At 60.2% G+C, this 14,660-nt stretch carries 12 protein-coding genes; 5 read left to right on the plus strand and 7 right to left on the minus strand.

The window, feature by feature from the left end:
* The first annotated feature begins 135 nt into the window (after positions 1-135).
* The gene (locus HNR38_RS02920; protein ID WP_183699574.1) at positions 136-1,194 is read left to right on the plus strand and encodes a mechanosensitive ion channel family protein; all 1,059 of its coding nucleotides are present in this window, start codon (positions 136-138) and stop codon (positions 1,192-1,194) included.
* 16 nt (positions 1,195-1,210) lie between these two features.
* Here the strand turns inward: HNR38_RS02920 and HNR38_RS02925 are convergent, their stop codons facing one another.
* The 7 genes from HNR38_RS02925 to HNR38_RS02955 all read right to left on the minus strand — a co-directional run bounded on the left by HNR38_RS02925 (position 1,211) and on the right by HNR38_RS02955 (position 8,729).
* Positions 1,211-1,957, minus strand: a complete 747-nt coding sequence (locus HNR38_RS02925) for an amino acid ABC transporter ATP-binding protein (RefSeq protein ID WP_183699576.1) — start codon at positions 1,955-1,957, stop codon at positions 1,211-1,213.
* A gap of 13 nt (positions 1,958-1,970) precedes the next feature.
* Positions 1,971-2,642, minus strand: coding sequence for an ABC transporter permease subunit (locus tag HNR38_RS02930; RefSeq protein WP_183699578.1), 672 nt, complete (start codon positions 2,640-2,642; stop codon positions 1,971-1,973).
* Between the two features lie 85 nt (positions 2,643-2,727).
* A complete protein-coding gene (locus HNR38_RS02935) occupies positions 2,728-3,483 on the minus strand; it encodes a transporter substrate-binding domain-containing protein (RefSeq protein WP_183699580.1) in 756 nt (251 codons plus the stop codon).
* 198 nt (positions 3,484-3,681) lie between these two features.
* Positions 3,682-4,551: a methylenetetrahydrofolate reductase [NAD(P)H] gene (gene metF / locus HNR38_RS02940; protein WP_183699582.1), complete on the minus strand. Its 870-nt coding sequence runs from the start codon at positions 4,549-4,551 to the stop codon at positions 3,682-3,684.
* A gap of 12 nt (positions 4,552-4,563) precedes the next feature.
* Positions 4,564-5,946 carry an adenosylhomocysteinase gene (gene ahcY / locus HNR38_RS02945; protein WP_183699584.1) on the minus strand — a complete coding sequence of 461 codons (1,383 nt, stop codon included), beginning with the start codon at positions 5,944-5,946 and terminating at the stop codon, positions 4,564-4,566.
* Positions 5,947-6,458: 512 nt separating this feature from the next.
* Positions 6,459-7,670 carry a methionine adenosyltransferase gene (metK, locus tag HNR38_RS02950; protein WP_183699586.1) on the minus strand — a complete coding sequence of 404 codons (1,212 nt, stop codon included), beginning with the start codon at positions 7,668-7,670 and terminating at the stop codon, positions 6,459-6,461.
* Between the two features lie 39 nt (positions 7,671-7,709).
* Complete coding sequence (locus HNR38_RS02955; protein WP_183699588.1) at positions 7,710-8,729, minus strand: metalloregulator ArsR/SmtB family transcription factor; 1,020 nt, start codon at positions 8,727-8,729, stop codon at positions 7,710-7,712.
* A gap of 224 nt (positions 8,730-8,953) precedes the next feature.
* On the opposite strand from HNR38_RS02955, the gene tkt reads away from it, so the two are divergent.
* From tkt to fba, 4 genes are all read left to right on the plus strand, one after another.
* Positions 8,954-10,954, plus strand: a complete 2,001-nt coding sequence (tkt, locus tag HNR38_RS02960; protein ID WP_183699590.1) for a transketolase — start codon at positions 8,954-8,956, stop codon at positions 10,952-10,954.
* On the plus strand, positions 10,954-11,991 hold the full coding sequence (locus tag HNR38_RS02965) for a type I glyceraldehyde-3-phosphate dehydrogenase (protein ID WP_183699592.1): 1,038 nt from the start codon (positions 10,954-10,956) through the stop codon (positions 11,989-11,991). The genes tkt and HNR38_RS02965 overlap by 1 nt, the downstream gene beginning before the upstream one ends.
* Before the next feature lie 65 nt (positions 11,992-12,056).
* Positions 12,057-13,217 (plus strand): phosphoglycerate kinase, encoded by a 1,161-nt coding sequence (locus HNR38_RS02970; protein WP_183699594.1) that lies wholly within the window; start codon positions 12,057-12,059, stop codon positions 13,215-13,217.
* A 255-nt stretch (positions 13,218-13,472) separates the two neighbouring features.
* Positions 13,473-14,537: a class II fructose-bisphosphate aldolase gene (gene fba / locus HNR38_RS02975; protein ID WP_183699596.1), complete on the plus strand. Its 1,065-nt coding sequence runs from the start codon at positions 13,473-13,475 to the stop codon at positions 14,535-14,537.
* Positions 14,538-14,660: the final 123 nt, after the last annotated feature.

The following is a 14,660-nucleotide window of genomic DNA, read 5'->3' on the forward strand; positions in this document are numbered from 1 at the left end:
CCGGAAAAGACCTTCTGATGTGCCTGATAAGCGGTTGCAGACCTTTCGGGGGCTGGTGCGCACTTTCCCGGAAACGATAGAATCTTCGTGCAGAGGTCGTCAGTCGGCCTGTTAAGCCCGGGGGGCGGAGGAAGCATGCTGGAAACACTGGAAACCGGTCTGAAACCCTGGCTCTGGCCGGGCCTGTCTGCCATCTTTGCGGTGGTGGCTACGTATGTTGTGTATCGCCTCGCCCTTGCCCTGGTGCGCCACTTCTTCTCCTCCCGGACCGTTCTGAGACTGTTCCTTGATGCGGCCGACCGGGCCCTGGGGCTGGTAGTCAGTCTGCTGGCGCTCAGTGGCGCCCTGAAGGCGGCCCCGGATGACCTGCCGCTGATTGAAAACGTGCAGCAGATCACCACACTGCTGCTGGTGCTGGCGATGACCTGGGCATCCGTGCGACTGACGTCGGCGATCGGTGAGGTCATTGTGGCCCTCAACCCGGTGCTTGAGGGGCAATGGAAGCGGGCGCGCAAAGTGGAAACCCAGACCCGCTTTCTGGTGCGGGCGCTGAACATCCTGATCGTGATCATCGGTTTCGGGGCCGCCCTGATGACCTTTGATTCGGTTCAGCACATGGGCGCCAGTCTGCTGGCCTCGGCCGGTGTCGGTGGTCTGATCCTGGGCTTCGCGGCCCGGCCGGTGCTCAGTAACCTGCTGGCCGGCATGCAGATCGCGTTGACGCAGCCCTTCCGCATCGATGACGTGATTCATGTGCAGGGCGAATGGTGCTGGGTGGAAGAGGTGACCGCCACCTATGTGGTGGTGCGGGTCTGGGACCTTCGCCGGCTGGTGATTCCCCTGCAGTGGTTTATCGAGAATCCGTTCCAGAACTGGTCACGCAACAGCTCCGATCTGCTGGGGACCGTCTTTATCTGGGTGGATTACACCATGCCGGTGGAGGCGTTACGGCAGGAATTCCGCCGTCTGCTGGCCCATTCCAACCTCTGGGATGGCAAGGTGGCGACGGTGCAGGTCACCGATACCAGTGATCAGGCCATGCAGGTGCGTTTTCTGATGAGTGCCTCGGATTCCAGTCGGAACTGGGATCTGAGGTGTGCGGTACGGGAGGGGCTGGTGACCTTCATTCAGGAAAACTATCCGGCCCAGTTACCCCGGTTGCGGGCCAGGTTGGTGGACGACCCGGAAGCCTGAGCCGCCCACCGCTCTGTCAGTGCGACAGCACCCGGGAAAGGAACGCCTGGGTCCGCTCGTTCTGGGGATTGTCAAACACGTCGGCGGGCTTGCCCTGCTCGACAATCTGACCTTCATGGATGTAGATCACCCGGTCCGCCACTTCCCGTGCGAACCCCATTTCATGGGTAACCACCATCATGGTCATGCCTTCCCTGGCCAGCTCCCGCATGACATCGAGCACTTCGCCGATCATTTCCGGGTCCAGCGCGGAGGTGGGCTCGTCAAACAGCATCAGCCGCGGTTCCATGGCCAGGGCCCGGGCGATGGCGACACGCTGCTGCTGGCCACCGGACAGCTGGCTCGGGTATTTGTCGGCCTGGTTGCCGATGCCCACCCGGTCCAGCAGCCTCTCGGCGGTGGCGTTGGCCACGGTCTGGGAGGTGCTCTTGACCTTCATGGGTGCCAGCATCACGTTCTTGCGCACGGTCAGGTGCGGGAACAGATTGAACTGCTGGAACACCATGCCCACTTCCTTGCGGATTTCGGCCAGCGATTTCTGGTTGCCGCCTTTAGGGGCCAGGGCGTGGCCGTCGACCACCAGTTTGCCGTTTTCATACTCTTCAAGACCATTGACGCAGCGGATCAGGGTGGACTTGCCGGAGCCACTGGCGCCGATAATCACCACCACTTCGCCCTGTTCGACGGTCAGGTCTATGTTTTTCAGGACATGCAGCTTGCCGAAGTACTTGTTCATGCCCTTCATTTCTACGATCTGAGTCATGGGTACCTTTCCTTCAGACAGAAGCCACGCCGCGACGCTCAAGCAGACGCAGTATCAGGGACAGTGACAGGGTGATTGCCAGGTAGAGCAGCGCCACCACAAAATACACCTCGAAAGCGGTGAAAGTGTTGGCGATGTACACCTGGCCCTGACGGACCAGTTCGCCCACGCCAATCACCGAGAACAGCGAGGTGTCCTTGATGCTGACAATGGCCTGGTTGCCCAGAGGCGGGATCATGCGTCGGAAAGCCTGGGGCCAGATAACGGACCAGAAGGTCTGGGTACGGGAAAGGCCCAGTGACAGGCCGGCTTCGGACTGGCCTTTGTCGATGGACTGGACGCCGCCCCGGACGACTTCAGAGATATACGCGCCGGAGTTCAGGGCGATGGCCGCGATACCGGCGGTCAGGGGGTCGATGGGACCACCGATCAGGTCCGGCAGGCCGTAGAAGATGAACAGCACCTGCACCAGGATGGGGGTGCCCCGGAATACTTCGATGTAAGCGGTTGCCGGCCAGCGCAAGAACCATTTTCTGTTAATGCTCAGCAGTCCGAAAATGATGCCCAGGACAAAGCCGATGAGCAGACCACCGAAGGAAATCAACAGTGTGTAGGGAATCCCCTTGAGGAGGTAGGGGATCGCGTCGATGGCAGCTTGCCAGTCGAACTGAAACGTGGATTCCACGGTCAACGTCTCCGCAGGAGGTTGGGATCAGGAACTGCCGGGGCCAGGTGCCCCGGCGTCAGAGGTTGGATTGTGAGTGTCTGGCTTACATGCCTTCAGGCATGGGGCCGAACCACTTCTCGTAGATGGTTTTGTAGGTACCATCTTCTTTGATGGAGGCGAGGGCTTCGTTGACCTCGTCTACCCACTCACTGCCTTCAACCAGGGCAATACCATACTGCTGGCCTTCGTACAGCGGGCCGACCGTGGTCACTTTACCGTCACCCTTGGTGCGGGCGAAGTAGCCAACGTTGGGGGCGTCATAGAAAACGGCGTCAATGGCCTGGGACATCAGGGCCATGTACATGTCGGAGCTGCCCGGGTACGGGGTGACACCATCGTCTTCGTCCAGGTTGGCCATCAGGTAGTCATAGGAGGTACTACCGATCTTGGTGCCGACCTTCATGCCTTCCAGGTCGCTGAGTTCATCAACGTCGCTGCCCTGACGTACCAGAATCCGCAGACCGGAATCGTAGTAGGGATCGGAGAAGTCGACGATCTCTTCACGCTCATCAGTGATGGTGATGCCGGCGATGGCAATATCCACATTACCGGTCTGGAGCGCCGGGATAATGCCATTGAAGTCCATGGTGTTCAGGTCGATCTCGAAGCCCGCGCGGTCGGCCACTTCACGGATGATCTCCATGTCGAAACCGATCATCTTGCCGGTTTCCTGGTCCATCATCTCAAAGGGAACAAAGCTGGGGTCGGTTACCACCCGGAGGGTTTCCGCGTTGACAGCGGTGGTGGCAACGGTAAGAGCCAGGCCTGCGCCCAGTGTTTTCAACCAGTTGGTGCTCATGGTGTCTCCTTTTCATGCGTTATAGTGCTCCCTCCACCCGATAAGGCGGACCGCGAAAACACCAGGGGGTACCCGTGCTCCGCGGGGAGCGTTTCTTGGGGTGTAACGGGGGTAGTGTAGAACAGAAAAGGATGATGTGCAGGAAATCAGGCGGTTAGCCCCCGAACCCGTGGGTGGGGAATTCGGGAGCTAAACAACTCAGAATGCGATCTTCTGGCGATCACCAATACCGAGGTTTTTCCAGATGTTAAGGCTGGGCTGGGCCTGGTTGAGCGTGTAGAAGTGGAGTCCGGGTGCGCCGGCCTTGAGCAGACGTTCACACATGCGGGTGACCACTTCCTCGCCGAACTGGCGGATGCTGTCGCTGTCGTCGCCGTAGGCTTCCAGCTGCTTGCGGATCCAGCGGGGGATCTCGGCACCACACATGTCGGAGAACCGCACCAGGTTGGAGAAGTTGACGATGGGCATGATGCCCGGCACCACAGGAATGGTGACGCCCATCTTCTCCAGGCGGTCGATGAAATAGAAATAGCTGTCCGCATTGAAGAAGTACTGGGTGATGGCGCTGTTGGCGCCGGCCTGTACCTTGCGGGCAAAGTTGTTCAGATCATCTTCCGCGCTGCGGGCCTGGGGATGGAACTCCGGGTAGGCAGCCACTTCCAGGTTGAAGTGATCGCCGCTGTGTTCGCGGATGAATGCCACCAGCTCGTTGGCGTAACGCAACTCACCGGAAGCCCCCATGCCTGAGGGCATGTCGCCCCGAAGGGCGACGATCCGGTTGATGCCGTTTTCCTTGTAGAGATCGAGCAGCTCACCGATTTCCTGGCGGGTGCCACCCACGCAGGACAGGTGAGGGGCCGTGGAAATGCCCTGCTTGTGCAGATTGACCACGGTCTCGATGGTGCGATCCCGGGTCGAGCCACCGGCACCGAAGGTGACCGAGAAAAAGTCCGGCCCCACTTCGGCCAGCTTATCCCGGGTTGCCTGCAGTTTTTCCTTGCCCTGGTCTGTCTTGGGTGGGAAAAACTCAAAGCTGAAGCGTCGTTTGAATTGCTTCTGGGATTCCATGATGTCGTCCGCTTAGTACCTGTAGCTTTCCGGCTTGTACGGGCCTTCGACCGGTACACCGATGTATTGCGCCTGCTCCGGTGTCATTTTGGTGACCACGCCACCAAAGCCTTCCACCATGGCACGGGCCACTTCCTCATCCAGTTGCTTGGGCAGCACCTGAACGTAGATGCCCTTGGCGCGGGATTCTTCCGGCAGGTCGCCGAACTTGCGCTCGAACAGGTACATCTGGGCCAGCACCTGGTTGGCGAAGGAGCCGTCCATGATCCGGGATGGGTGGCCGGTGGCGTTGCCCAGGTTCACCAGGCGACCTTCGGACAGCAGGATCAGGTGATCGTTGGTGGCCTTGTCGCGGTAGATCACGTGGACCTGGGGTTTAACTTCGTCCCATTCCCAGTTCTTGCGCATGTAGGCGGTGTCGATTTCGTTGTCGAAGTGGCCAATGTTGCACACCACTGCGCCGCTCTTGAGGGCCTTGAGCATGTTGGCATCGCACACGTTGACGTTACCGGTGGTGGTGACCAGCAGGTCGGTAGCGCCCAGCAGGTCGGCGTTGATGCCCTGTTCGGTGCCGGTGTTGACGCCGTCCAGGTAGGGGGAGACCACTTCGTAGCCGTCCATGCACGCCTGCATGGCGCAGATCGGGTCGGCTTCGGTCACTTTCACGATCATGCCTTCCTGACGCAGGGAGGCGGCGGAGCCTTTGCCGACGTCGCCATAGCCAATAACCAGCGCTTTCTTGCCCGACAGCAGGTGGTCGGTGGCGCGCTTGATGGCGTCGTTCAGGCTGTGGCGGCAGCCGTACTTGTTGTCATTCTTGGACTTGGTTACCGAGTCGTTGACGTTGATTGCCGGCACTTTCAGGGTGCCCTCGCGCAGCATTTCCTGCAGGCGGTGAACACCGGTGGTGGTTTCCTCGGTGACGCCGTGGCAGTTGGCCAGCACTTCGGGGTATTCGTCGTGTAGCATGGCGGTCAGGTCGCCGCCATCGTCCAGGATCATGTTCGGTTCCCAGCCATCGACATCGGCGCCGATGGTTTTGCGCAGGCACCACTCGTATTCTTCGTCGGTTTCGCCTTTCCAGGCGAACACGGGAATGCTCTGGGCGGCGATGGCAGCGGCGGCCTGGTCCTGGGTGGAGAAGATGTTGCAGGAGGACCAGCGCACGTTGGCACCCAGTTCCACCAGCGTCTCAATGAGGACGGCGGTCTGGATGGTCATGTGGATGCAGCCCATGATGTTGGCGCCTTTCAGCGGCTGCTCACCCTTGTACTTGTCGCGCAGGGTCATCAGTGCCGGCATTTCACCTTCGGCAATCTTGATTTCCTTGCGGCCCCAGTCGGCGAGTTCAATGTCGCGGACTTTGTAGTCGTCGAAGTTGTTCGGAGTGCTCATTGGGTTCTCCTGTCAGTTCTTTTCAGCCTTCGGAGTTTTGATCCTCCGGCTGTTGATTTGGGTGCCGCGGGAGTCGGGCTTTGCTTTCGCGGAACCGCTACAAGCACCCCTTCGGGGTCCGGCCAGCAATCATAGATTGCTGTCGTTCGGCTGCGCATGAAGCTCTGCTTCATAAACGCTTGCCTCACCCCTGTGCGCTTGTTTCAGGCCATCCCTGGCCTTCGACATTCCGCAAAAGCAAAGCCCGACTCCCTCGTTAAATTCTTGGCGTAGGCGCTCTTGTTTACGCCGTTAAATTCCATTCAGGCCTCTCCATTTTCAATTTGGAAAGGCTTTCTCTCTGGTAAGCCCTCACCGAAAGCAGCGGAGCGGTGATGAGGGATGGCCTTCGGGGACTGTTGAGGGCCATGGACGGCCCGAAACAAGCGCACATGGATGTGCTCGTAGCGTGTCCCCGGAGGCCATCGCTCAGCGCCGTCACCGCTAAAGTCGCGGGCTCCTCAAACCAAAACTCAGAGGCCAGACCCGGACCGCTCAATCCCGGATGCATCCCGAAGTGCCTCGGCACGGTCGGTTTTCTCCCAGGGGAAGGCGGTGAACGTCTCGCCACCAACGGTCATCTCGAACGGCTCGCGGCCAAAGTGTCCGTAGGCGGCTGTCTGCTGGTACATCGGGTGCAGCAGGTCCAGCATCCGTGTAATGGCATACGGGCGCAGGTCGAAGGTGTCACGGACCAGTTCGATGATCCGGTCATCGCTGATCCTGCCGGTGCCGAAGGTGTTCAGCGAGATGGACGTCGGCTGGGCCACGCCGATGGCGTAGGACACCTGGATTTCGCACTTGTCGGCCAGGCCGGCAGCGACGATGTTCTTGGCCACGTAACGGCCGGCATAGGCTGCAGAACGGTCCACCTTGGACGGGTCCTTGCCGGAGAAGGCGCCGCCGCCGTGACGGGCCATGCCGCCGTAGGTGTCGACGATGATCTTGCGGCCGGTCAGGCCACAGTCGCCTACCGGGCCACCGATGACAAACTTGCCGGTCGGGTTGATGTGGAACTGGGTATCCTTGTGCAGCAGTTCCGGCGGCAGGGTGTTCTTGATGATCAGCTCCATCACCGCTTCGCGCAGGTCGGCCTGGCTGACGTCCGGGTCGTGCTGGGTGGACAGCACCACGGCGTCTATCCCCACTACCTTGCCGTTTTCATAGCGGCAGGACACCTGACTCTTGGCGTCCGGGCGCAGCCAAGGCAGCAGGCCGTTTTTGCGGGCCTCGGCCTGGCGCTGGACCAGACGGTGAGAGAAGGTGATCGGCGCCGGCATGAGTACGTCGGTTTCGTTGCTGGCGTAGCCGAACATCAGGCCCTGGTCACCGGCGCCCTGGTCTTCCGGCTTCTGGCGGTCAACGCCCTGGGCAATATCCACGGACTGTTTGCCGATGATGTTGATCACACCACAGGTGTCACCGTCGTAGCCCACGTCCGAGGAGGTGTAGCCAATATCCTTGATGACGCCACGAACCAGGTCTTCCAGATCGACCCAGGCATTGGTGGTGATTTCACCGCCAACAATGGCGACGCCGGTTTTGACCATGGTTTCGCAGGCAACACGGGCATGCTTGTCCTCGGTCAGGATGGCATCCAGGACCGCGTCGGAAATCTGGTCTGCCAGTTTGTCCGGGTGCCCTTCTGAGACCGATTCGGACGTGAAGAGGTTGTAGTCAGCCATAGGCTTGCTCCTTTTTGAGCGTCTTCGGATAGAGCGCGTTCATTCGCCCGCCCGGTTCCGGGGAGGGCGGGTTGTTTTCCAGAATTCACGGACCTGCACCTGAAAGCCGTTGCGCAGGCCAATGAACAGTTGTTCTCCGGCGGTCAGCCCGGCGTCTGCCGCCCAGGCTGTCAGTTCTTCTGGTTCAAAACCCAGCCAGAGGTCGCCACAGGCGTCTTTGGCCCAGTTCTGGTCATGGCTGCACAGTTCGCTGACGATGAAGCAACCGCCATCAGCCATCAGACCGGCGGCGTCCAGGAACATATCCGCCGGGCTGGGAACGTGGTGCAGCACCATGTTCGCCACAATCAGGTCGAACCGGTTGCCGGTGGCGAGCAGGTCATCGGTCACGCCGTGTACCAGTTCAACGTTAGTCAGTTGGCCCTCGCTGCAGGCCTGTTCCGCCTTGGCCAGCATGTCCTGGCTGTTGTCCAAGGCCATCACCTGGTCAAACAGGCCGGACAGTACGGGCAGGAAGCCGCCCTCGCCGGGGCCGATTTCCAGGGCTTTGTGCCAGTGCTGGCGGGCCTGGCGCTGGCGGATAACCTCTGCAGTCGGTTCCGCGTACAGGTCAAACGCGGCGATCAGTTCCTGCTGCTCCCGGAACTGCCCGGCATGCCGGGAAAAAAAGGCCCGTGATTGCTCCGCCCGCTGGTCGCGGATGGCATCAATTCGGGTCTGCAGTTCATCGGGCAGTGCGACCCGGTCCACCGCCTCGAAAATCTGCCGGATGGCCTGGTCGGTCAGTTTCTCGCTGTCCAGGTTCAACGGGCGGCGGTAGAAAATGGCGTTGCCCTCACGTTGCGATTCCACCAACCCGGCCTTGTGCATGACTTTCAGGTGGTGGCTCATGCCGGACTGACGCATATCGAACATCTGGCTGAGCTCCAGAACCCCGAAGGTGTCACGCCGGAGCACCCGGAGAATCTCCAGGCGCAGGGGGTCGCCGCTGGCCTTGAAAACCGGTGCCAGGGTGTCGACGGAGGACGGTTCCGGGGTCTGTGAGCGCAGTGTTGTCATGGGAGGCAAGTTTAGGAGGCTTTCGCTGGTTATTCAACATCCATATCAAAATTTTTTGATATAGATTTATGGGGCTTTGAAATCAGTGGCTTTGCGCGTTTTTTGCAGTCTGGCGGCCTTTGGCGTAGCGCAGAATTTGCCCCGGTGCACCCTAATCGGTGAAAATACGCGCCTTATTTTTGAGCTGTCCCAATCCTTCCCCATAAAACACTGGAGAATAGTCAATGCCGTCCCGTAAAGATCTTGCCAATGCCATTCGCGCACTGAGCATGGATGCGGTTCAGAAAGCCAAATCCGGCCACCCGGGTGCGCCCATGGGTATGGCGGATATCGCCGAGGTACTGTGGAACGATTACCTGGGCCACAACCCGGCCAACCCGCAGTGGGCCAACCGCGACCGCTTTGTGCTGTCCAATGGTCATGGCTCCATGTTGCAGTATTCCCTGCTGCACCTGAGCGGGTATGACGTAAGCATTGACGACATCAAGAACTTCCGTCAGTTGCACTCCAAAACCCCGGGCCATCCGGAATACGGCTACACCCCGGGTGTGGAGACCACCACTGGCCCGCTGGGGCAGGGTATCGCCAATGCCGTTGGTTTTGCGGTTGCCGAGAAGGCGCTGGCCGCCCAGTTCAACCGTCCGGGCCACGACATTGTCGACCACTACACCTATGCGTTTCTGGGTGACGGCTGCCTGATGGAAGGTATCTCCCACGAAGTGGCGTCTCTGGCCGGGACTCTGGGGCTGGGCAAACTGATTTTCTTCTACGACGACAACGGCATTTCCATCGATGGCGAAGTGGACGGCTGGTTCACCGATGACACGCCCAAGCGTTTTGAGTCCTATGGCTGGCAGGTGATCCCGGCCGTTGATGGCCACGACGCCGATGCGGTCCGTGCTGCCATTGAAGCGGGCCGGGCCAACACCGAGCAGCCGACCCTGATCTGCTGCAAGACCATCATCGGTTTTGGTTCACCCAACAAGCAGGGCACCGAATCCTGTCACGGCGCCGCCCTGGGTGAGGACGAAGTCCAACTGACCCGCGAGCAACTGGGCTGGAACCATGGCCCGTTCGAGGTGCCGGACGATATCTACGCCGGTTGGGATGCCCGTGAGAAAGGGGCAGCCGCCCAGAAAGCCTGGGACGAGAAATTTGCCGCCTACGAGAAAGCCGAACCGGAACTGGCCGCTGAGCTCAAGCGCCGGATGGCGGGTGAGCTGCCTGCCGACTTTGCCGACAAGGCCCAGGCCTACATTCAGGAATGCCAGGACAAAGGCGAATCCATTGCTTCCCGCAAGGCCTCCCTGCAGACCCTGAATGCCTACGGCCCGATGCTGCCGGAACTGATGGGCGGCTCTGCCGACCTGGCGGGCTCCAACCTGACACTCTGGACCGGCGCCAAGGGGCTGAGCAAGGATGACGCCTCCGGCAACTACATCTTCTACGGCGTTCGTGAATTCGGCATGGCCGCGATCATGAACGGTATCGCCCTGCACGGCGGCTTCGCCCCGTACGGCGCCACCTTCCTGATCTTCATGGAGTACTGCCGTAACGCCGTGCGCATGGCCGCTCTGATGAAGCAGCGCTCCATTTTTGTCTTCACCCACGACTCCATTGGTCTGGGCGAAGACGGCCCGACGCACCAGCCGGTCGAGCAACTGGCCAGCCTGCGCACGACTCCGAACATGAGCACCTGGCGCCCGGCCGATACCGTGGAAACCGCCGTCGCCTGGAAAGCCGCCCTGGAGCGCCAGGACGGCCCGACCGCCATGGTCTTCTCGCGTCAGGGCCTGCCCCACCAGGAGCGTGATGCCCAGCAACTGGCAGACGTCGCCAAAGGCGGCTACATCCTGTCAGACAGCGAGGGCACGCCCGAGCTGATCCTGATCGCCACCGGTGGCGAAATCGGCCTGGCCCAGGACGCCGCAGCCAAGCTGCGCGAACAGGGCAAGGCGGTGCGCGTGGTGTCCATGCCATCCACCGACGTATTCGATGCCCAGAGCGCCGAGTACAAGCAGCAGGTGCTGCCGCTGGAAGTCACCAATCGCATTGCCGTGGAAGCCAGCATCGCCGATTACTGGTACAAGTACGTTGGCCTCGATGGCCGCGTAGTAGGCATGACCACCTTTGGTGAGTCTGCGCCGGCGGGTGACCTGTTCAAGGAATTCGGCTTCACCGTCGACAACATCCTGGAAGTGGCTGACGAACTGCTGAGCGCCTGATGAGCAACGACAAGCCTTTTCGAGTCGCCATCAACGGTTATGGCCGCATTGGCCAGTGCGTGTTGCGGGCGCTCTATGAAAACGGCTATCGCGACCACCTGCAGGTGGTCGCGATCAACGAACTCTCGGACATCGACACCATCGCTCACCTGACGCGCTACGACTCCACCCACGGACGCTTCCGGGGTGAGGTCGAAGCCTCGGGTGACGACCTGATGGTCAATGGTGATCGCATCCGGATTCTGCAGCATCCCGATCCGGCGGAGCTGCCGTGGCGCCTGCTGGATGTGGACCTGGTGCTGGAATGCTCCGGCGCCTATTCCGACCGACAGACCGCGCAGAAACACATCGACGCCGGTGCCCGGCGGCTGCTGTTCTCCCAGCCGGGCGACCCGGATGTGGATCGCACCGTGGTGTTCGGCATCAACGAATCTGAACTGGTGGACAGCGACCGCATCGTCGCCGCCGGCTCCTGCACCACCAACTGCCTGGTGCCGGTGATCAAAGTGCTTGATGAAGCCTTTGGCGTGGAGCAGGGCAGTACCACCACCATCCATGCGGCGATGAATGACCAGCCGGTGATTGATGCCTATCATCATCAGGACCTGCGACGCACCCGCAGTGCCCTGCACAACATCGTACCGGTGGAAACCGGGCTGGCCCGCGGTATCGAACGCCTGCTGCCTGATATGCAGGGCCGGTTCAGCTCCGTTGCCATGCGGGTGCCGACCCTGAACGTCTCGGCCATCGACATGGTGGTGAACGTCCGGGAGGGCACTGATGTGGGCGCGGTGAACCGGGTGCTGAAACAGGCAGCCGACGGACCTTTGAATGGTATCCTTGGCTATACAGATGAACTGCTCGCCAGCTCCGATTTCAACCACGACTCCCACTCCGGGGTGGTGGATGGCGGCCAGACACGGGTGACCGGCGGCACCATGGTCAAGGTGCTGTGCTGGTTCGATAATGAGTGGGGCTTTGCCAACCGGATGCTGGATGTCAGCCGGTGCTGGCTGGGTGAAGTCACCACCGGATAGCTCACTTATAACCCCCTTTGCCAACGGATCATTCTGCCAACAACCTGAAAGAACGGAACACGACTATGGCCATCAAGAAAATGACTGACCTGGACCTCGCCGGCAAGCGGGTCCTGATTCGTGAAGACCTGAACGTACCGGTAAAAGACGGCAAAGTGACCAGCGATGCCCGCATCCGCGCCTCGCTGCCGACCATCAAGGCTGCCCGTGATGCTGGCGCCCGGGTCATGCTGATGTCCCACCGTGGCCGTCCGGAAGAGGGTGTCTACGATGAGGCGTCCTCCATGAAACCTGTGGCCGATCACCTGTCCGGCCTGCTGGGCCAGGATGTCCGTCTGATCAAGGACTACCTGGACGGCGTTGAGGTTCAGGACGGCGAAGTGGTGCTGTTCGAAAACGTTCGCTTCAACAAAGGCGAAAAGAAAGACAACGAAGATCTGGCGAAACAGTACGCTGCTTTGTGTGATGTGTATGTTATGGACGCCTTCGGCACCGCGCACCGGGCCCAGGCCTCCACTCACGGTGTTGCTCGCTTCGCCCCGGAAGCCTGCGCCGGCCCTCTGCTGGCTGCAGAACTGGAAGCCCTGAGCAAAGCCCTGGATAACCCCGCGAAACCGGTTGTGGCCATTGTCGGGGGCTCCAAGGTGTCCACCAAGCTCGACGTACTCAACGCGCTGGAAAAAGTCTGTGACCAGATCATCGTTGGTGGCGGTATCGCCAACACCTTCCTGGCGGCTGCTGGCCATCCCGTGGGCAAATCCCTGTGCGAGCATGACCTGATCGATACCGCCAAGGACATCGCCTCCCGCGTCCAGATTCCTCTGCCGGTGGATGTTGTGGTAGCTCCGGAGTTTGACGAAAACGCCACCGCCACCACCAAAAACATCTCGGACGTGAGCGATGACGACATGATCCTGGATGTGGGCCCGGAAACCGCCGGCCAGTTTGCCGAGCTTCTGAAAAATGCCAAAACCATCCTCTGGAATGGTCCAGTGGGTGTCTTCGAGTTCGATCAGTTCGGTAACGGCACCAAGGCCCTGGCGGATGCCATTGCCGAAAGTGACGCATTCTCCCTGGCTGGCGGGGGTGATACCGTGGCTGCCGTTGACAAATACGGCGTAGCTGACAAGATTTCCTATATATCCACCGGTGGTGGTGCTTTCCTGGAGTTCGTGGAAGGCAAAACCCTGCCAGCGGTAGCTGTACTGGAAGAGCGCGGTGAATAAGCCGTTTGGCGTCATGTAACAGGCGGCGCTATGCGACAAAGCCGAGCAGTCAGAATCGCAAGGAAGGCAGGTGAGTCTTTCGCGGAATTTCGAAGGCCATGGAAGGCCTGAGAGAAGCGCACAGGGATGTGCTCGTAGCGGTTCCGCGAAAGACTCACCTGCCTTCCGCAGCAGACTCCAGAATTAATGAATTGTATGCAGAGTCTGCAAGAAACAGAATCCAAACATCACGCAGTTTAATAAAGGAGACAACCCATGGCCCTGATTTCGATGCGGCAACTTCTGGACCACGCCGCCGAGCATGGTTACGGTGTACCCGCCTTTAACGTCAACAACCTCGAACAGATGCGCGCCATCATGGAAGCGGCTGACAAGACCGACTCCCCGGTGATTGTCCAGGCCTCTGCCGGCGCCCGTAAATACGCTGGTGCGCCCTTCCTGCGCCACCTTATCCTGGCTGCCGTTGAAGAATTTCCTCACATCCCGGTGGTCATGCACCAGGATCACGGTACCAGCCCGGCCGTGTGCCAGCGCTCCATCCAACTGGGCTTCAGCTCCGTCATGATGGACGGCTCCCTGGGTGAAGATGGCAAAACCCCGACCAGCTACGACTACAACGTCGACGTGACCCGTCGCACCGTGGAAATGGCCCATGCCTGTGGTGTTTCCGTCGAAGGTGAGCTGGGCTGCCTGGGCTCCCTGGAAACCGGCCAGGCCGGTGAAGAAGACGGCGTCGGCGCTGAAGGCACCCTGGACCACAGCCAGATGCTGACCGACCCGGAAGAAGCCGCTGACTTTGTCCAGAAAACCCAGGTGGACGCCCTGGCCATCGCCATCGGCACCAGCCACGGTGCCTACAAGTTCACCCGTCCGCCGACCGGTGACATCCTGGCGATTGAGCAGATCAAGAAGATCCACGCCCGCATCCCGGATACCCACCTGGTCATGCACGGCTCCAGCTCTGTCCCGCAGGACTGGCTCGACATCATCAACCAGTATGGTGGCGAGATTCCGGAAACCTACGGTGTCCCGGTTGAAGAAATCGTTGAGGGCATCAAGCACGGCGTGCGCAAGGTGAACATCGACACCGACCTGCGCCTGGCCAGCACCGGTGCCGTCCGCCGTTTCCTGAGTGAGAATCCGGCGGAATTTGACCCGCGCAAATTCCTCAAGGAAACCATGAAGGCCATGACTGACCTGTGTGTCGCCCGTTATGAAGCCTTCGGAACGGCCGGTAACGCCAGCAAGATCGATCCGATCAACCTGGAAAAAATGTTCCAGCGTTACGAAGCCGGCGAACTCGACCCGAAAGTCAAGTAAAGCGCCCCCGCCCCCCGGACGCCTTCCGGGGGGGCTACCCTTCCTTCATTCATTATCTTCCTTTTGAAAGGTCGAATGCCCTGTTTTGGGGCGCTCCTGTTCGCTTTCTGATCGCCATGCCCT

Origin of the sequence: Marinobacter oulmenensis (assembly GCF_014201735.1) — a bacterium.
Taxonomy (GTDB): Bacteria; Pseudomonadota; Gammaproteobacteria; order Pseudomonadales; family Oleiphilaceae; genus Marinobacter; species Marinobacter oulmenensis.